Annotated in this window: 9 protein-coding genes; all 9 read right to left on the bottom strand. The window is 41.9% G+C overall.

Translation table 11 applies throughout. The features are described 5' to 3' along the window. Nucleotides 1–48: 48 nt before the first annotated feature. Complete coding sequence (locus NXR94_RS04945; protein ID WP_258103472.1) at nucleotides 49–1509, bottom strand: sulfatase; 1461 nt, start codon at nucleotides 1507–1509, stop codon at nucleotides 49–51. Continuing rightward, nucleotides 1509–4433, bottom strand: coding sequence for an Ig-like domain-containing protein (locus NXR94_RS04950; protein WP_258103473.1), 2925 nt, complete (start codon nucleotides 4431–4433; stop codon nucleotides 1509–1511). Before NXR94_RS04950 ends, NXR94_RS04945 begins: the two co-directional genes overlap by 1 nt. A 159-nt stretch (nucleotides 4434–4592) precedes the next feature. Further along, a complete protein-coding gene (locus NXR94_RS04955; protein ID WP_258103474.1) occupies nucleotides 4593–6320 on the bottom strand; it encodes a hypothetical protein in 1728 nt (575 codons plus the stop codon). Between the two features lie 345 nt (nucleotides 6321–6665). Next, complete coding sequence (locus tag NXR94_RS04960) at nucleotides 6666–8174, bottom strand: hypothetical protein (RefSeq protein ID WP_258103475.1); 1509 nt, start codon at nucleotides 8172–8174, stop codon at nucleotides 6666–6668. A 24-nt stretch (nucleotides 8175–8198) separates the two neighbouring features. Next, nucleotides 8199–9929, bottom strand: coding sequence for a RagB/SusD family nutrient uptake outer membrane protein (locus NXR94_RS04965; protein ID WP_258103476.1), 1731 nt, complete (start codon nucleotides 9927–9929; stop codon nucleotides 8199–8201). Nucleotides 9930–9947: 18 nt separating this feature from the next. Beyond that, entirely contained in the window at nucleotides 9948–13103 is a 3156-nt protein-coding gene (locus tag NXR94_RS04970; RefSeq protein ID WP_258103477.1) for a TonB-dependent receptor, read from the bottom strand. A 545-nt stretch (nucleotides 13104–13648) separates the two neighbouring features. Continuing rightward, nucleotides 13649–17797, bottom strand: a complete 4149-nt coding sequence (locus NXR94_RS04975; RefSeq protein ID WP_258103478.1) for a two-component regulator propeller domain-containing protein — start codon at nucleotides 17795–17797, stop codon at nucleotides 13649–13651. A gap of 303 nt (nucleotides 17798–18100) precedes the next feature. Then, nucleotides 18101–20725, bottom strand: a complete 2625-nt coding sequence (locus tag NXR94_RS04980) for a BNR-4 repeat-containing protein (RefSeq protein WP_258103479.1) — start codon at nucleotides 20723–20725, stop codon at nucleotides 18101–18103. 20 nt (nucleotides 20726–20745) lie between these two features. Further along, nucleotides 20746–21981: a BNR repeat-containing protein gene (locus NXR94_RS04985; RefSeq protein ID WP_258103480.1), complete on the bottom strand. Its 1236-nt coding sequence runs from the start codon at nucleotides 21979–21981 to the stop codon at nucleotides 20746–20748. Nucleotides 21982–21996: the final 15 nt, after the last annotated feature.

Consider the following 21996-nt stretch of genomic DNA (forward strand, 5'->3'; position numbering starts at 1 on the left):
CGTTGATTGAGTTATCTTATTTTAACTTTATCTAAACGTATTCATCCATCAGTTTGCGGTGGAATACTCAGCATAATAGGGTGTGGATTGAACATGACTATCCGGATTGTTGGGTTGATTATTTTTAGGTAGGTGATGTTCAAGTTCTTCATCGCTAATAGCACCCACCTGACCAATCAGATTGCTCCATTCATTAGGATCATCAACCAGATTGTAAAGCTCTTCCGCCCCATCATTGTATCTGATATAGTGCCACTTACCATCAATCACTGAATGGTTATTGGGACCATAGGTGGTTATTGCTACATTATTGATTGTTTCAGACTCTCCTCCCAGTATGGGCACAAGTGAAGCACCTTCCAGCTGGTCGGCTTGTTCCAACCCGCAAAAATCAAGTAGCGTGGGATAAATATCCAACAAGGATGCCGGTTCATTGGTAGTGCCTTTTGCTATGCCTGGCCCTGACCATATCATGGGAATGTGCGTTGATCTCTGCCATAAGGTTCCCTTTTGAAACAGTCCCTTTTCACCCATGTGATATCCATGATCTGAAACCAGCACAATAATGGTATTGTCAGCATAATCGCTGGCTTCCAGAGCTTCCAGTAAGCGCCCAATTTGATAGTCCACGAAGTGCACGCTTGCTAGGTATGCTTGCACCGCCTCCTTCCAGTAGCCTTCTTCCAACATCCACTCCATCTCGGGCATCATGGGCCAATCCGTAATCTTGCCAGCCATTTCAGGAATATCATCCCAATCCCCCTGAAAATAGGGAGGAGTTTGAATCGTGTCCAGGCCAAATTGGTCAAACCATTTTTGAGGCACATACCAGGGCACATGAGGCCTCATGAACCCTGTTGCTAGAAAAAAGGGCTTATCATGTTTTTCTCCAAGCTTTTCAATCGACCAATCTGCGATTCTCTGATCAAATGTAAGGGAATCGTGTTCGGGGAATGCTCCCCAGTCAGTCGAAGTGCCTTTTGGTTTATCCAGCCAGGTAGGATCATACTTAAAATGCTTTTCTGGTCGTGGACCGAAGTCTGCCAAACCACCATACTCATCAAAAACACCACCGCCATCGCCCAGATGAAAGACCTTTCCTACCCCCATCGTCTTGTACCCATTTTGTTCGAGATAATCGGGTAGCAAAACGGCCCTGATAGAGTCCATTTCAATTTGCCTAACGAGGTCATGATCTGATATATGAAAATAAACTCCACTGGTGGATGGCCGGAGACCAGTAAGCATAGAGGCTCTGGAAGGTCCACATAAAGGCGCATTGGTATGTGCATTGTTAAATACCATCCCACTCGCAGCCAATTGGTCCAAATTAGGGGTGATCGTCTGTGAATGGCCACCCAGATGCCCAACCCAGTCATTTAAATCATCCACTACTATAAAAAGGATGTTTGGCTGGGATAAACCTTCATTGGAATTTACTGGCGCATTACAGCCTAAAAGCCCAACTAACCCAACCAGTAAAACCGCAAATAATTGATTAAATCCCATTAGTAGTTCTTAAGGAATTTATAATGTCCCAGAATGTTGTTATCTGAGCCAACAATGTTCAGAATATATAACCCAACCGGCATATTTGAAACATCGATCCTAATTACATCCATTTCATTTTGAGGTGTTATTGCTTTAACAATTCTACCATCCATTCCCACTACATCGATCCTACTTAGAACATGTTGATCGCGCTGTCCCCTCCATTCAATATTTAGAACGTTTGAAACCGGGTTAGGATATACACAATATGAGTAGATATACTCACTACTTACCTGAAGTGGATCCACCACGGTTATCAAAACAGGAACAGAGACTCCCGATGCTCCATCATCGTCTATGGCAATTGCCTTCAGGTTATAATAACCGGCGGATGCATTTTCGATATCCATCGAGTATGGGGCTGTGTTGTCTGTAGCTATTAACTCCGTGCCCAGATAGAACTCAACCCTGGAAACCGAACCATCGCTGTCAGTGGCTGTGGCCAACACTGTAATGGTCTCTCCTGTGGTATAGACGGCTCCTTCTGATGGACTTGAAATAGACACTTCCGGTGCCGCATTGGGAATGATCTCAACCCTGATATTAAGCTGATTGGAAGTCTTATTTCCATCGTTATCGGTCGACACGGCTTTGACAACATGATAACCACTTTGCAGATTGGTCCATTTGTATTCGTAAGGTGCTGAAGTATCTACTGTTAGCGATTCTGAACCGTTAAAGAATTCAACCTGGGTGACACTACCATCATCATATGAATTCACACTCAGCGTCACATCATCCCCTTCGAAAAACAGTTGATTGTGTATTGGGCTGTTCCATGATAATGTTGGGTTTGAATCAACACTTTCCTTGCCGAAAACCCTGAATTCCAATATGCTAGTCCAGGTGGATATATTCTGGTTAACCCCTTGCACCGTTAGCTTCACAAACCTGGCCTCTGTGGGACTAAACTCATCCGCAATCGGAGCATCCACCGCACCCGCCGTGACGTTGGCAGAGCGATCAACAATTTGCACATACTCTCCCTGATCTACTTTGGCTTCTATGATAAACTGGTAGGCCCTGTCCTCATAGGCAATAAGTTCTGTTCTGCTTATGAATTTATTCGATCCAAGGTCAATTTCCACCCAATTGGGAAAACCTGTTACCGACCAACGATCCGTTTCAACTGCTGAATTATCTATAAGATTTGTTGCAGGGTAATAGCCGTTGGCATCGTTCTGTTCTCCTGATAGCCCTGAAACGCTTCCTCCATTCTCACCTGCTGCCAGGTTAATTCTTGAGTCAACAATAATATCCAATGCAAACGGATCAGAAGCTTTTTGATTGATATCCGTGGCAATAGCTTTGATCTCAAAACTACCATACCCCGAGGGCTGCCAGTCGTATTCATACGGACTACTAGCGTCAGTATGCGCTAGTACGCCATTGATATAGAAATCAACATAATCTACACCCGCCTCGCTTGTAGCTGTAGCCTGAATAGTGGCAACCTGATCAGGTGCAAGAAATCGTTCTCCATCAACCGGAGTATCTATAACCAGTGTTGGTGGCGGGCTCTTTTCAGGGTACTCAACCTTAAATAACCTAAAACCAGCCAACAGTAAATCGATATTTTCACTGAGTTTGGCCACTGCAGGCATCCATGAGGTACCTCCCTCTTCGTAGTTTCCAGGCCATGAAAAACCTCCGTCAATTGAACTTAGAATGTATCGTGTACCATTGTTATCTCTTGAATAGGTATTTAATTGCTCCCCGGTGTAAGCGATCAATGGTCGGCCACCGGGTTTCTCTCCTGACAAATGGTCCTTCAACACCCATTGAGTCCCATCCCATGCCGATATCGTTCGCTCCATGATCGGTTCCGGGAGATCGGGGTCTCTATCATCTGCTTCTTTGGTTAAGCCAGGCTCCCAGTTTCTGGCAAACGAAACAACAGGGTGCCCAAATTGATTTAAGGTCACATGAGGTGTTTGGATTTCCATGGTCAGCTTACCCCACTCCAAACCACTATTGAAGAAAAAGTCTACTGAACCATCTGTGTCGTCTACATAGATTGGCAGGTTAGCAGTAACGTCCGTGCCATCGGCTTTATAGCATTTGCCGGTATCGACATCATACTTCAAATATGTACCTCTCTGAAATGTATTCGAACCATTGTGATACCATGACCAGGCCGTGACAATATGAATATTATTATCACCGTCAGCATGAATTCTACTCATGTAGGCGTTTTTGTATCTTTCATTACTGATGTCTGAATTTTTTCCCTTAACCCAAAGCATGCTCCACTGACCCGTGGACAAGTCGTAGTGATAGAGATCCTGCTTCTCAAAATGCTGGGAACCGCCTCCATCAACGTAATAACCATTTCTTCTCATCACAAAAACCACATCACCATTGGACGCAGTTTCTGCCACGGGATAGGTGTACTCCTTTATATCTACACCTGTATCATTGTATCCTGGCATGCTGGAACTCAATTCCTCAAAACTGTCGTAAGTGCCTGGCCCGGTAGATTTATAATACCTGATTTTATCATTATGAACACCTATCACCGCATGTAAATAACCATTCCCGTCTACGGCAAGGGCAGCATCGTTGTGCCCTGCATCATTTTCGCCAATCGTCTCAAACAAAGGACCTGAATTTGCCGATGTACCATCCGAAAGGTTATATCGGGTTATCTTACCCATAAAGTCGTTTCCATCGGTATAAAGCATGTAAGCATAACCATCGTGTATCGCTATTGAGGGACTTCCCGCCAGCTTAGGTGCATATTCAAGAAGTTGAGTAGTAGTCGGTCGTGATTGAGCTTGCAAATTGAAGATCAACGCTCCCTGGCTAATCAACCCAACTAAACACATTACCAGCATGCGAAACATAGGGTTACTCTTATTGTTCAATAATATTTTGTTCATTATTAATAGACGTTTATATCTAATTCTCGCCATTTAGATTCATCAAAAGCCTAAGAGACCATCATTCAAACAACCATGTAAAGTTACCGGAGGATGAAACCTTTCAGGATGTCAGATGTTACCAATAGCACTGACAAATGATAAGAGTCCTTTTTCCTCTTAAAGGTCTCTTGTCCACTCTGGTAAACTATAATACACCCTATCCTCGTCGATGCCCTTGACCTTTGGATTGATGACCTTCAGTTGCTTTATATCTCTAAGCAAGTAATAGGACAACCAATATCCATGATTGTATTGCTCATTGACGCTTCGTGGGTTTTTGTAGAAATTGTAATAATCTGTATTTAACCCGGCTTGCCTGGCAAGAGCAAGCATCTGGACTGCTTTTGTAGACTGAACCCTGGCGACCTTGTTAAACAGATTGCTGTAGTCTTCATATTCCATATCAGCGGTAACGAAAATCTCTCCTTTGTCAGGCTGCTTTGCATCACAAAGAGAAAAGCTTTCTTCAAACACCTGATCGCCATCCATATCATAGCTAATCTTATCAAAGAAACCATTGTTATCCGTGTCCTCATATTTTACGGTAGCAAATCTCTCCGGCTCCACAGGATCAGTATCTTCTGGCTGCAGGTTATCCCCTCTCCAGCCCTGCCAACCCTGGAAAAACAAGGCATGTTGATCTATTCTCCAATAGCCGGTTTCTGCTCCATACAAATGAATTTTTCCGTCGAGTGGTGAGATGTACAAATTTCCCTTTCCTGAAAAATCACTATCCCATTCTCCTCTGTCACCTGCTGCATCCGCCTGTGGATTATCATCCAGGCCTCCGTTTCCAGAGCCTATCTTAAATGGATCTTTAGGGTCGTAAAACTCCACACGCTCCCATCTGTTGCAGTCATCATCCTCATCAAAAACAAACCAACAATATTCCCATTCTCCTCGATCAAAAGTCAAGTCATAAGCATTTTCTCGTCCAGGGTAAATGAGTTCGGTCAAATGTCTATACCGGGGATCGGTAAAAAACTGGTCAGAACCCTCAGCAATAGGGTGAGATTTGAACGGGTGAACCTGATCCTGATACTGGAAACCCTTTCCTGAGAACTTCAAACTCATATCAAAATCCAGCTCATTGCCGGGCTCAGTATCATTATCGAGATCAAATCCCATCTGAACGGAAGACACGCTCTCACTGAACTTCAGTGTGATGAAGTCTTTTGTATTTTCAATTGCCTGAGGTCTATCCAGCATTCGAATGGCCATTTCAGATAAACCATCATTGTCCTCGTCAAAATGTAAAAATGGATTTTCCCAATTGTAGGATAAGTTTTCCATATTCCATGGCTCATTGTGGGCTTTCAGCAAGATGGCATCTCCATTGTAATCGGTAAAGAAATTAGCCCGACCTGCATGATCCCATGCTTCGAAGGTGAAGGTATCCCAGTTCATATGACCAAAAACCCCATCCTGATCCTCATCAATCATCCATATATAGTGACAGGTCAGCCATTCGGTTTCAAATTCTCTCAACCCATTTTCAAGCAAAGCCATATAATCTGCTTTCCCATCTCCATCTTCATCCAAATAGTCCAGAATAATATCTTCTTCATCGCTGTAAAGCCCATCATTGTTTATATCAATAAGCAAGGCATCATTGTCCATGTCCCCTTCGAGATCACCAATTTTCATATCATCATCGTCATCAATCCAAAGGACCTTTTTGCCGTTTAGAAGGGTTGCTTTGATCCCATCGGGATCTTTATCATCATCCAGAAAAATATAGCTTATTGAATCCGGATGCGCCATCGGTAACCTAAACGGGGTGAGCGTCTCTTTTAGCTGAGGATATCGGGTGCCGGATAGCTGGGCCAGCAGGTTTGATGACATGGCACAATACGCCAATAAGAATATAACACACCTTAAAAAACGGGATTCCAAATATCTCATAATCATATCTATTAAACGTTGGGGAAACATTTTTCCAAATTGCCAATTAACGTTCTCCTTTACTGGTTCTGTCTATTCCTCAATATTTTACAGGAAACAATTCAGTATGTATTTTTTACCTATTGTTATAGTCAAAACCCACACGATTGGACCATGCTAACCTGAGATGTCTTGCACTATAACTTAGGATTTTAACTGGGCAAACCCTAACATGGGTTTTAAAAAGAGAGCAATCATGATTGCTCTCTTTTATAATCAATCAAAAACCCAAACTAAAATCAAACCTTACTCTTCTACACCCTCTGTGTACCAGCTCAAGTAAAGCACACTACGGTCATCAGTAGTTTCACTTGCCATGAACATTCTTGGATTACCAGTTGAACCATCCGGTCTCACATGGGTATCTCTTTCTGGATAAAGGGATATGGAAAAAATATCATTTCCATCAGCCTCTATGCCCGCCTTTACATCAATTTGATCAGTTGAGAAACTAACTTTCACTTCGGCACTTGGGTCCTCATATGCTCTAAAATCGAAAGTAGTTATAAGCGTTCCCTTAGTCCAGTCTTTGAAAACCTGATAATTGAAACCAGCATCATCGAAATCAGTAACATCATAAATATCCGGAACGGTAGTCACACCGATTGGAACACTTTCTACCTCAAGTGCATCAAGGATACCTTGAACATCACCAGATCTTGCAGAAGTAATAGATATCCTGGCGAAAATCACATTAGACTTGTCCAGTTCAGCAGGTAATTGGTACTGAAGGAAAGACCATCGATTGTCATTTGGAGAGTCAACATTATCTGCTGTTGCATCTCTTCTAGCTGGTTCTAAGTTACCATCCATACCCTCATTGTTTGTATTAGAACCATTGCCTGTACCGTCAGATGAAACCGGAATTTCCCGATAATCCGTTGCACGATCATCATCCATAATGGTCAACTCTATGGTTCTGTTAGCACCCAAATTGGTTTTAACAGGATTTGCCAGTTCAAAACTGATCACATCATTATATTCCTTCAAAACATCAGCAGTGGTCAATGGAATATCTACATACTCAGCTCCTTTGGCAACATTAACGGTAATAACGCCATTCCCATCAATCGCAAACGCACTTGTGGTGTAATCGTTGACTTTGGCCTTATCAGACACAAAAGTAGGAACCAAATCAATGGTACCATCTTCACCACTTGGCTTACTCATTTCAAGACGCAGCACATAACCATCATCTTCATTGAAAGAAGCTGAAGTCGCTGCCATGTTTACTGTAGGAGGTGATGGTGAACGTTCCAATTTAACTACCGTTGTGGTAAAATAAGTCTCATTTCCATCATCTTCATCACCGAGTCGAACCGTTGTCAGGAAGGCCCCTTCACCTTCCAATGCATCCAACTTTAAAATAACCGTATCCGCAGAAGACACTGGAGTCCAGTTGTCATCATCTGTAAAGGTAAAAAACAGCTTTAGGGACTTCTCTCCTGCCGGAAGCGTAAACGGTCCTGTTGAGCCGTCCTCATCCACCAAAGTATATCCTCCCCTGCCGGTACTATCTACAATGTTAAAAGTGTGATCCGTTAGCAAGGTCTTGGTACTGGAAATATAAAACTCAGTCGCTTCACCTTCCAGTGCCACAAGGGTACTTGCTCCCACCCCCAGCCCAGCAGGCGGTTCATTATTTTTACTAGTGTCCGCAAGAATATCGCGATCTACTTCACAAGCTTGTAGGACCAGACCAATGACCAACAGGGCCAGTACAAGCATTTTATAATTTTTTTCAATGTATTTCATATTCATTCGAATTATAATTAAACACTACCTGTATCCATTATTCGTTGGATCGGTTGAAAGGATGAATGGGTTCGGCACAAACTCTGAATTCGGTATAGGCCACAAAACATGATGATCCTTGAAGTTGAGATGTCCCACATAGAATCCATTATCTGCAGGAGCCATGGCGGACCATCTGGTCTCAAATGCTGCTCCGGCTGCCATGATTCTTTCCTTTAGAATCCCCCATCTGATCAAATCATGCTTTCTCAGCCCTTCACTACAAAGCTCCCATGCGCGCTCATCAATCACCACATCCAGGGTCAATGACCCCTTATCAATAGCTGAAGCTGTATTGACAGGAAGGTTATGAGCTCTTCTTCGCACCATATTGAGTTTTTCCAAACCATCAGCCACATCTGTCCCGGTCATGAGAGCTGCCTCAGCATACATGAGCAACACATCTGCATATCTGATCACCGGCCAGTCCATACTCTCTTTGTTGTTGTTTTCAGAGACCTCTGGCATCAGGTATCTTCTGAATTTACCATTACCTATACCCCAATAGTATGGGGTACCTTCCGAACTATTTGTAGGAAGATCGTACCAGGCATTAACGCCTCCCGAACCCCGGCTTCGAAATAAAAAGCATGAATAATCTCTACGAATGGAATCTGATGCCTCAAACGAATCATAGAACGACCAGGTCAGAGGCATTCTGTTGTCACCCCTTCCAGGACCGCCGGCACTCTTATCCGCAGTACCAACTCCATGCCAGGCACCAATCCACCCACTATCATCCTGATTTGCAGTGTACAAGTATTGAATCGCCCACATGATCTCCGTATCATCGGTAACTCCCAGGGCAATATTCCACCAAAGCTCAGGGTAGTTATCAAACATCTCTGCCCGATCGCCTCTAAAACCATCAGCAGTAGGTTCAATGAACTCAAAGTCAGTCAATAATTGATGCTCACCGCTTTCGATGATCTCCTTGGCTGCCAACCGAGCATCTTCATACTTGGTCGCATCCTCTATCGGCTTACCAGCCCATGCCAGATATGCCCTCGTCAACATACCTAAAGCAGCTCCTTTGCTGGCTCTTCCCAACTTACCGGATGATGCCCATGGCAGATTCTCAGCAGCAAATTTCAAATCCTTCTCGATTTGCTCGTAGATTTCAACCTGTGGAGTCCGGGCTACTACTTTGGCTTCACTTACAGTCTCTATAGTTGTCGTCTTCAAGGGTATATCCCCCCATTTTTTCACCATTTCGAAGTAAACAACACCCCTTAGAAAATGAGCCTCTGCGTATGCAAATTTGATGTCTTCATCCGATGTGGTTTCATAAAGCGGTCTAATCCCATCTATTGCCAGATTTGCCGCATAAATCGCTTCGTATCCTTTGGCCCAAGCCTGAGATATGGCCTGATTATCCTCAGTAAATATATGATCGTTTACCTGACCATGAGCAGCATTTCTATCCCTGTTGGATCGGTTGAACCTACTGATATCAGTGGGTCCCTGTAGCTCATAGCTCATCCATCTGCCATAGAAATCTTCATGAGATATGGCATTGTATATCCCCATCACACCCATCTCAGCCGTAGCAGCATCCTTATAGAAATCAGACGAGTCAAATTCACTCGGTGCTTCCTCCTGTAAACTGTCTTCACAAGATGAAATACCGGTAAAGACGGCTACCAAAACCAGTAACCTGAAAAGGCGATTTTCCAAAATACCACCTAAATGGCCTCTTTTATTCTTACTTTTCATTTTTATCTTTTTAAAATCTTAAAAACTAACTGAAACACCTCCTATTAGCGCTCTGGACCTTGGATAAGCACCATAGTCCACACCGGAGGTTAAACCATTACCTCTGCTATTGCCTTCAGGATCAAATCCGGAATATTTAGTCCAGGTTACCAGGTTTTGCCCTGTTACGTAGACCCGTACTTTGTTCAAGTTGACTTTGCTCGTAATTGCCTTAGGAAAGGTATAGCCTAGCGATACTACCTGAAGTCTCAAGAAAGAACCATCTTCAATGTATTCATTGGTAAGAACAGCCGATTTATCATCTGCACTTCTAAATGTAGGATTGTTAGCCACGTTTTCATCTACCGTCAAATCTGTCCTCCAGCGATTGTTTACTTCAGCCAACACATTTCGGTTTCTTTCCAAATTGGAAGTGTAGAGAATTCTATTGGCGTTATATACTTTGTTACCCACGGAGAAAGTCAAAAACACACTCAAATCCACTCCCTTATAGGAAAAGTTGTTAGTAATACCTCCAAAGAATTTTGGAACGGTATTTCCCAGCACTACTTTGTCCTCACTATTAATCACGCTATCGCCATTCATATCCACATACTTGCGATATCCCGTTTGAGCGGCTTCACCTGCAACAGCTGTTATATCTAAAATGGGGTTTCCTTCGGTATCAAAATCTTGCGGCAGGAATAAACCATCTGCCACATAACCATACATCTGACCAAAAGGCTGTCCTAATATGGTGATATAATCCCCAGCGTAAGCACTTTCATCTGGTCTGGCATCCCAGCCAGAAGAATGCAAAAGGCTATCCTGATCACCCGTCAATTTCAAAGTTTCAGTTCTGTATTTACTGATATTCAAGTTACTTGTCCACTTAAACTCCTTATCCATGATAATAGCGTTAAGAGACAGCTCTACACCCTCATTTCGTATTTTTCCAACATTTTCTGTGATATCCGAAAAACCTGAGCTCGGTGGTAGAAGAGATATTAGCAAAAGGTCTTTAGAATCCTTTCTGTAAATATCAAACCCCGTAGTTATTCTATTGTTCACAAACCCAAGATCCAGTCCAATATTCACTTGCTCCTGTTTTTCCCATCTTACTTCCGGATTGGCTTTGTTAAGGGCTGTTACACCCGCTGCAATTGAATTATTCAATCCGTATCCTGATGATCCCAATAAGGATCCGGACAATCCCGATGCAATTCGGTCGTTACCTACCTGACCCCACTCAACGCGCAACTTACCGTCAGCAAATATTCCCAGGTTCTGAACAAAATCTTCGTCCCCGAATCTCCAGGCTCCGGATACAGAAGGGAAAATTCCGAATTTATTAAGAGAACCAAATTTGGATGATCCATCACGTCGCAAAGTACCTGTAAACAAATACTTGTCTCTAAAAATGTAATTCACCCGGGTGAATTGGGAAATCAATTTATTAGTTCGTAACCTGTAAGAATCTGCGGTTACCGATGGTGACGCAGAAAGGTTATCCAGACCACTATTTACATCTGGAAACTCGAGTGCCAACACCTCAACGTTCGTCCCAACGGACTCATTATATTCTGTACCTAACATGGCGGTCATTTCATGCTCCGTACCAAAGTTCCTTTTGTAGGTCAAGTAGCTGGCAACATTATAATATTCACGGACACGATTTTCAACCGAACCACTTGTAAAACCATCTCGAATGTAGCGAGGGCTATTTATATGATTAAATGCTCTACTTTCCCTTACATTTCGTGAAAGCCCCCCATTGACCCGCATTTTAAGTCCTTTAATAATCTTATAATCCACATAGCCATTCCAAATTAACTGGTTATCCTCCCGGAATCGATCCATTGTTCGTGCCGTAACGAGTGGATTCAATACGAAGGCAGTACCAGCCTGATCCTGATTAGGTTGCTGTGTCAGTAGCTCCTCAGTCGTCAGTGCCAATCCTCCTGTGGGTCTCGACTGTACTACATCTTTTAAATACCCAAAGCGGTTGCTCGACCCACTTCCATCATTATTCAAAATATTGGCCGAGGTAAAAATCCCATCAGTTTGTGACTTTGAGTAAGAAATATTCGTCCCCACAACCAATTTATCCGACAAATCCTGATCTATTTTCAACTTCAGATATTTTCGATTGAACAAACTCCCTTCAATCAAACCTTCTGTATTATAAGAGGTAGCAGCCAAAGCATACCTCGTGCTTTCATTACCACCATTAACAGTAAACGTATGACTTTCAACCGGTGTATTTCTAAACACCTCTTCCTGCCAGTTAACACCTTCAACTGCTTCATAGCCTTCCAGCGGCCCAAAAGCTCTCATAGCATTTGTTTCACCATCTACCTCATATCGCAGATCGACAAATTGATAAGGAGTAAGAACATCCAGTGTTTTAGTAACACCCTGAACTCCCACAAATCCATTGTAGTTCACATTAACCTGTTCTTTTTTTCCGGTCCGGGTGGTGACCATGATCACACCATTACTACCTCTTGTTCCATAAATGGCAATCGCTGAAGGGCCTTTCAGAACCTCCATGTTTTCAATATCTGATGGATCTATCGTTGTAGGATCAAAATCCGGTAAAATAAAACCATCTACCACCCATAGTGGAGCACTTGAACCGGTAATAGAGCTTGCTCCTCTGATCCGTATATCTGCAGCGGTACCTGGTCGTCCTGAACTTGTGGTTACCTGTACACCAGCTATCCTACCTTGTAGCGCCTGATCAACTGACCCAGCAGGAGCCTTTGACATTTCGGAAAGTGGAGCAGAACCAACCGAGCCCGTCAGGTCACGCCGGTTGGTCTCTCCATAACCGACTACTACTACTTCGGATAATTCCTGGAGATCTTCAGCCAATTCGACATTAATTTGTGAATTGTTTCCGACCGCCCGCTTTTCACTGATAAAGCCCAAAAAAGAAAACACCAAAATATCCTGGTCACTTGACACAGTGATGGAATAATTACCATCAACGTCCGTAACCGTTCCTTGAGTGGTGCCTTCAACAAGAATACTAACACCGGGTAACCCAATGCCACTAGCATCTGTGACTTTACCTTTGATAACACTTGCTTGTGCAAAAGCCGAATTCACGGCAAGCACTATTAATACAAGGGTGCTTAACACCAACCTGTATCTTTTTAGCTTTTTGCATAAACTGTATGGTTTTCTCATGTTGTAAATTTTTAATTTAGAATACCAGCAAGTTCCCTTCAAAACCAGGTTTTCATCAGGTACTTTTGTTTCCGAAATCGGTCTTTTTGAATCCTGATTGCTTTTTTAGCACTATTAGCCCTAATATTTCGTGCGTTTTTAAGAAAAAATCAATTCATACCTTCCCCATAGATTAGAATTTAGTTAGCCGTATTAATAAAAGCTGAAACATTTCGATACATCGCACAATTCGACTGATCAATACAGTGAATTGATTTGCACACTGTGAAAAATTGTTTTGACTCCTATTCTTGAAGATCAACACTCAAAAGTTATTGCAGGTTTCTGATTGGATATGTTTTAGTTATACCATGCCTGCAAGACATTCAGGCTTTTTTGATTATCAGTATTTTTAGATGAGCTACCTTTTTCAGGGACCTTATATACCCTTTGGTTTTTGAGGCTTGTTGACATAAAACTATAATTAAGCCAAAGAAATGCTCTATCTCAATCTTCAAGGAAGACTGTTTCCTTGATTGGTTTTAATAAATCGAAAGAAATGATCCTTAATCCTTATTGAGTATTTCCCGAATAGTAAAGTTCTCAGGGGTGACTCTATTGGATTGCAGGTATTCGGTCGGAGAAACTCCGAACTCCTTTCTAAAGCATTTTCTAAAGTATCCGGTATCCTGAAATCCGGTTTTGTAACAAACTTCATTAACGTTTAGCTTGTTTTGCTCAAGAAGATGCGCTGCAGCTTTTAACCGAATCTTTCTAATCAATTCAACAGGAGCGATACCTGTCAGCTGCTTAATTTTTCTAAAAAGATGCACCCTACTGATTCCCATATCCTTACTTAGTGAGGCCACACTAATTTTGGTATCCGCCATTTTTTCCTTCACGAGCGCTACCAAATCATCTAAAAGCTTCTCATCGGCTGATAATTCATTAAGATTTTCTACCGAAAGGAACTCTTCTTTATGTACGCGTTTTCGAACCGATCTCTGATACTCAATGATGTTGTTTATCCTGATATTTAATTCTGTGATACTAAATGGCTTAGTGAGATATTCATCTGCTCCAAATTGCAAACCCTGCATTTTTTGATCAAATGCGGTTTTTGCAGTTAACAATACAATCGGAATATGTTTGGTTTTGGGGTCTTGTTTTAGAATTTTACATAGCTCTAACCCATCTAATTCCGGCATCATGATATCACTGATAATCAAACTGGGCATTATCTCAATTGCCTTATGAACACCCTCGCGTCCATTGGGAGCCTCAATGACCTTAAATCTTTTCTGCAAATTTCGTCGCAGAAAACTTCTCAATTCTTCATTATCCTCTACGATCAAAATTGTGAAGTCCTCATGCTCGGTATCCAAATAACCATTCGGTAACTCTTGAATTTCACTCAATTGTGTTTGCATGGTAGCGGGTGCTACGGCAACTGACTCATCTTGTTCATATATAAGCTCAGCCTTTTCCTCTTCGCTGTAGGCACCTTCTGCCAATGGTAATCCAAAGACCACCTCTGTTCCCTTGTTTACAATACTATCTATTGTTATATACCCTTTGTGGAGGTTCACCAGTCCCTGGGTAACCGCCAATCCAATACCAGTACCCGTATTCTGTTTTCTTCTGTTACTAACCTGGTAAAAGGGTTTGAAAATGTGATCAAGATGACTTTTCTCAATTCCCACTCCATCATCCTTCACCTTAACCACCATCATTTCCTCATCCTGATCAATGGACAAGCTCACAATGATTTCCCCTTTTTTATTACAATATTTAAACGAATTGGACAGTAAATTAAACATGATCTTTTCAAACTTATCCCTGTCCAAATACATGATCATCGACTGAACCTCTGTTCTAAACTTCAAAGAAACATCGAGCAATTTGGCATGATCAGAAAAAGATTCAATTACAGAATCCATACAGTCTACAATATCTTCTTTGACCACCTTCAGCTCAAGCTTGCCATTATCCAACTTTCGGAAATCCATGAGCTGACCAACAAGCCTAAGAAGATGAGTCACATTCTTTTTTACTACCTGCAACCTACCTCTCAATTCATTATGGACATTTAATTCATTAATCATCTCTTCAATCGGACCGTAGATTAAAGTGAGTGGGGTTCTGAAATCATGAGAAATATTGGTAAAAAACTGCAGCTTCATTTTTGTGATTTCCTCAGTTCTTTCTTTGCTCAGTCGCTCCACTTCGAGATTATGCTCTAATTTGAGTTGGATCAACAAAAAGCGTCTAACCACCATAAAAAGAATGATTGCCAATGCTGTATAAATGCTGTACGCCCACCAGGTTTTCCAGGGAGCCGGATTAACCGTAATGTTCAACGATGCTCCTTCTTCATTCCATATTTCATCATTATTGGATGCTTTTACTTTAAACACATAATCACCGGGATCTATGTTGGTATAGGTTGCAAATCGTTGACTGCCAACTTGTATCCAATCCTCATCAAAACCCTCAAGCTTGTAGGCATATTTATTCTTTTTGGATGATGTGTAATTCAAAGCGACAAATTCAAGCGTAAAGTTGTTTTGATCGTGATTAAACTCTAAATCATTTGTAGTACTAATGTCTTGTGTTAGAATACCGTATCGTCCGTTGATCTTTTCCTCTTCATTAAAAACCTTTAGACCTGTAATGTATACCGGTGGCTTGTACACATTGGTAGTTAGACTATTAGGTTGCAAGAGCATGAGCCCATTCAGACCGCCCAGCAAGAATTCACCGTTGTTCAGCTTTAATGCTGCTGATTCATTGAATTCTGTAATTGGCAAACCCTCACCTCTACCATAATTTGTAAAGATTTCCTCATCAGGATCAAACTTGCTCAGTCCTCCAGGTGTGGTAAGCCAAAGGAAACCATCTGAATCCTCCAAAATGGCATATACGATAGCATTAACCAACCCATCGTTAACCGTGTAATTGTAAAAATCTTTGGTGCCTGAATTGAACTTATTGAGGCCTCCGCCATATGTACCAACCCAAACATTCGACCTGCTGTCTTCATAAATGCAATAGACCCTGTTATTGCTCAATGAATTCCGATCTGAATCCGTGTTGAGATATTGTTCTTCAATTTTGAATTCATTGTTAAATATGTTGATTCCTCCCCCGTTAGTCCCAACCCATATTTCACCATTAGTAAGCTCAATAATGGCCTTTACTCTGTTATCTGTCAAAGCAGGGTGTGATTGACTAAATGTATGATAACATCTGGAGTTGCTTCGACTGGGATCAATTACCGTCAAGCCGGAGGCCGTACCCACCCATAAATTCTCGTTAGAGTCTCTAAACAATACATCGATGTTACCGCCGCATACTGAAGGACTGGTTGAGGTATTGTAATTTACAAATTTCTTATCCTCAATGTTAAAATGATCAAGCCCCCGAATGTACGTTCCTACCCATAAACTACCATCAGAATCCAGGGCCAATGATTTCACAGTTTTAGCGCTTAGCCCACCTGAGACATTCGGATTATAGGGGTATCTAATAAATTTGTTGTTCTTAGTATCAAAATAGTTGAGACCTCCTCCTTCAGTCCCAATCCATATATTGCCTTTCGAATCTTCTACCATGGGGCCAACTACGTCGAAGCTGATACTGTTCTCATTTTGTGGATCGCTTCTATAAAATTTAAAGGTCTGGGCATGGGGATCCATCATATTTACCCCCCCAAAGTAGGTGCCCACCCAAAAGATTCCCGTATCATCCACCAATAACGACCTGATTGAATTATTCGACAACCTTCCCTCATATAAATCCTCATGAAAGTAAGCCTTTATGGTCCAATTTTCTAAATCGAAATAATTCAACCCATTATACGTCCCAACCCACAAATTCCTTTTGGAGTCGACGGTCAGACACCTTACCCTGTCATTGCTCAGCGAAGGTTTCGTTTTGTCACTCGAGGTAAACATTTGAAAGGTCTTCTTAGATACATCAAAGTAGCCCAAACCAGAGGCATCAAAGCCCACCCAAAGGTTTTTATTGTCGACAGAAACAATCGAAGAAATGCGAATACCATAAGGGCCCGGGTTTCCAGGCTTAAATTGATTTACTTTTCCCGATTCAAAATCAAGCAGTAATAATCCATGCTCATCCGTCCCCATCCACAATCTATTTTGATCGTCGACAAATATCTCGTTGACATACACAGATAATTTGGTATTAACGGAATCATTTAAGCCGTATTCCTTCATCCTTCCATCTCCATAAAAGAAAAGTCCGGCCGATCCCCCTACCCACACTTTACCATTTCTATCGGTCGTGATATCCCCGACAGCATTTTCATACAAATTACGTCCCCTCCGTGGAGCTAAATAGAGTCGCTTGAACGCATTCTGATACCTATCGTAAATATTTACTCCATCCTCAGTTCCAATCCATACATTCCCGGAATTATCTTCTGATATGCATGTTATACTATTATTGCTAATGGATGAGGAGTCAAAACGATCCGAACGGAAAACCTCAATTTCGTAACCATTGTATCTATTAAGTCCATCCCTGGTACCAAACCATATATAACCTCTACTGTCCTTGAAAATGGCCATCACTCCATTTTGAGACAATCCATTCTCAGTGGTTATATGCTGAAATGAAGGTTCAGAACTCTGAGCTTTTACATCAAAGCCTGAAACAGCTATGAGAAGAAAAATAATATACCGGACCCTCATATAAATCCTTTGATTTAGTCAATAAAAATATGAGACAAGGTATTCAAAGCAGATTTTAGGTAACATGGCATATTAAATTTATCAATTTACCTCATCAGACACAAAAACGTGATTATGGAAATGATGATGAGTTGATCACTCATCATACCAGGTTTGAGTAAACTACTGACACGCAACCTTCAATTTAAGGAATAGAAGAATATGGCCATATTGGCCATATTCCCTATTCTGATCTATAACTCGCCGGATTTCAATTTTTTGATTCGATTTAATCTCCCCTTTTTCTTGAAATAGTTAAGTCGCCTATTTTCTTATTTTCCACGAGGCCATCCGAGGTTCACCAAGCCCCACCTGTTCAGTCGAACCATTTTCGAATACAACTAAGGACTGATTAGTACTCACGTTATTCAGTGAATAACTTCCATCAGGCTGTGGGATTATCTCCCAAAGAAAACCTTCTCCCGAACGATATGATTTTGTACGGCAGACTTTATTCCTTTGGTCATAATAAAGCAACTCCTGATTTTCTTTGTTGATTAGGAAGTACTGGTTATCTCCCTGATACCTGATTTCCCAAACACTATTGTGATAGACGTAACCATAAAACAGACCGATTTTCAGCCCGGGATCCTCAAGACCCCTGGATAAAACCCCTCCGGAAATCGAATCATATATCAGGTATTCTCCTTGAAAATCTCCTCCTGCTATCGCTGTGGGCACCGGTATTCTACTTCCATAATAATAGATGTACCACTCTTTATCATTAAAAATATCGTAAAACTCAGAACCTGCATTTTCGCCAGATGCACCAAAAACTAATTTTCCACTTTTATCAATTGACAAAGAATCAACTTTTGAAGTATCCGCAGCAACACAAGCCATTTGTAGATTACCATTTTCTACAATCAGTTTTTCCACAATCATTTTGTTTTTTATGACAGGAAATGACTGTCTTCGGGTGTGATTAATCATCCATAATTGGTTTATTTCTCCGTTAAAAGCCTGCACTTCCAAATCCACAGTACCTGGCTTAACTGAAAGAACCTCGCTCCGTTCCTTATCCATGATCAGGTAATCGCCACTTCCAAAAAAACCAACCTCTTCTTCCACAGACAGGTTGCCGGCTTTTATTCTCCCTAAGGATTCATCATTTATGACTTCAGCAGGAAAAGGAGAACCTTGCTGATCAACCGGCACCATTAACCAATTAAATGCGTTGTAGGACGAGTTCAACACCTGGCCCGTAATATTAGCCATCACATCCGTGGACCCATGATTGCCTCCGGGAGTGAGAGCCAGACCATTTTCATTGTTGACAATATTTAAATATCCAAACCCCGAATGCTTAATCATCCACTGATGATTTTCTGAATCTGATAGCGGCCTGGTTTCTGCATCAATCCAGGTATCATCGCCAATCAGACATAATGCTTCTCCGCTCGACTTATTGACTATTGAGAATTTATTTTCAGAAATAGCTTCAATTTTCCATATCTGATTTTCTTCCCCTGTCAGGATCGTCTGTTTTGCCAGCTTTTCTCCAGGAACATCTGCAGCAGCTTTGTAGCCATTTTTACAAATGATCAGATAGTCCCCTTTCCCTTCAAATCCACTTTTTACCTCTCCACTCAAAACTCTTGACAACAAGTTCTCCGGGCGTTGTTCTGACTTGGCAGGGGACCATTTTTTGAGCTTTTTCAGATCATATTCTATTTGGTACAAATGTCTCCTTGAAATCAGGAAATCAGTCGCTATTCTCTTACCTGAATTAACCCTGGCAGGGCTTGTTACCATTTTAGCAAAAACGTAATCGGAACTTACCGCATTCTGAAAAACCTTGAATGATTTTGACTTCAAATTCAAGACCACATCAACCGCTTGCTCCGAGACATCCGTGCAATACATTCGCATCAAACCATTGGAGTAAGTCAATGGCGGTCTTCCATACCGAGTACCAGAGCGATACACGGTCTTGTGGTTCCATTTCCCATCCTCCCACCGAGCAACATTGTAATCCCAAAAGCCCCCATCATCTTTGGTGTAGGGATAGGAGATGATTGGGTTACCTTGCTCATCAACTGTAATACGTGGTGTCTGAATTTCTTCTATTTCACCCCAGGGATTTTGATTTTCATAAAATAAGTCTACTCCTAATCCGTCATGCTTTATTGGCAAATCCACAACTTCCTGACCATCCGCTTTGTAAAACTTATCAGCATTCACATCATACCTGATGTAGGAACCACGCTGATAATGGTTATCCCGAAAATGAAAATCGGACCAGGCAGTGACAATATGTATACTGTTTTCACTATCAGCACACATAGAAGACATATAAGCGCTGTCTCCAAATTTACCTAAGATGATCCTTCTCGTCCACCGCTTTTCGGCATTATGCCAGTGGTATAAATCCTGCCACTCATTGTTGGCGCCAAGTGCCCTTCTGAAGATTAAAAACACATCTCCGTTAGCTGATGTTGTGGCCCATGGATAAGTTGCCCGCGCTTTATCATGGTTGGGCATTTCAAAAGACACGTCTTGAAACAAGCTGATGTCGCGCGGCTTAACAGACCGATAGTACTTAATATTGTCATTATGCATTCCTATCCAGCAATGGATGTAACCATCTCCATCAACCGCAATCGCTGCATCATTGTGACTCGGATCGTGATCGCCAATGGTTTCAAAAATTCCCTTAGTCCATTCAACCTTTCCTGAACCCATTGAATATTTACAAACACTCCCCTTTCTATCAACATCCGTAAATAAAACATATACATTTTCACCATCCGACGCTAAAGAAGGATTTCCACGCCACTCATCATCCCTGGCAAAATCCACCAGCTCTGTCACCTTGACTTGCGCACTCAATCCCAACGGCCAAATTGCGCCGATTATGAAAATAAAGGCGCCTATCAACTTCCTCATATATTTGGAGTATATCTTCATCATTGCTTAATCACAGAACCAGAATAATCGATCTTAAACAGCTTATTGGTGGAAATCACAAGATCAGTCACAGAATCATAAGGGATCAGAAACTTAATAGAAATACTATCTCCGCGATCAATGACCATTTCTTCCACATGACCTGTATCCCTTAAAGAGACTAATGACAGCACGCTCTTGTCGGAATTTGTAACATAAGTGTTGATCCTCCCTGCTGTACAACTCACAGGAGGTCTGCCATACATATGCACACCATCCACGAGTTTGGTAGTCATCCAGTCTGCTTCATGCCTAACTCCAATGAAATTGGACCAGGTGCGGCCATTGTCTTCCGATTGTGAAAAGGATATAACGGGATTATTGGCCTCATCCACAATCAACCTCGGTGTTTGAATTTCGGCAGAAGTGCCCCATCCTTTTTTGTTATCATAAAAAAGATCGGCATCTTCTGAATCATAGCTCACTGGTAGTCGATCAATTACTGAACCATCGGACTTGTAGAATTTATTTTCAGCAATATCAAACCTCATATACATCCCTTTCTGAAAAAGGTTTCCACCTATATGAAAGTCTGACCAGACCATGGCAATATGAATGTTCCCCAACTGATCAGGGGTGAGACTGGCCATGTACGCACAATCTGTTGGCTTAGCAGCGATCGTGTGCATCTCCCAGTTTTTATTCTTGAGATTCCAATGATATAAGTCTTGTCTTTCATCGTGGATACTGGAGGTTCGTCGGGCAATCATAAACACATCCCCATTTGAAGCTGTGGTAGCGTAAGGATATGTTCGTCCGTAATCGGCATTGGGCATCTCCACACTCCTGTTTGTGAAAGATGAAATATCTCCAGGTTTTTCTGAGCGATAATACTTCATAGAATGGTTATGCATACCCACCCAAATGTGTAGGTATCCTTCACCATCGATGGCGATGGCCCCATCGTTGTGGGAGGCATCATCACTTGCCACTGTCTCAAACAGATGGTCTGACCATTCGGCTGTGTTTGCATGCAAATCGTATTTACATATTCGTGCCTTGAAACTATCGGGGTCCGTGTATAATACATAAACCAAGCCGTTATCAACCGCCATTGCCGGGTTACCTGACCATCGGTTGTTTTCAACAAACTTTACCAGTTGCACTGCTTTCTGCGCATTGGCCAGAAAGCCCAGAATACAAAGGCATAGCAACAGTATAGTTCTTCTTATAGGATACTTAAGCCCATTTCCCATTCTTGATAGTTCTTA

The sequence above is a fragment of the Marinoscillum sp. MHG1-6 genome (genome assembly GCF_024714475.1).
In the GTDB taxonomy this organism is placed as follows: domain Bacteria; phylum Bacteroidota; class Bacteroidia; order Cytophagales; family Cyclobacteriaceae; genus JAMZMI01.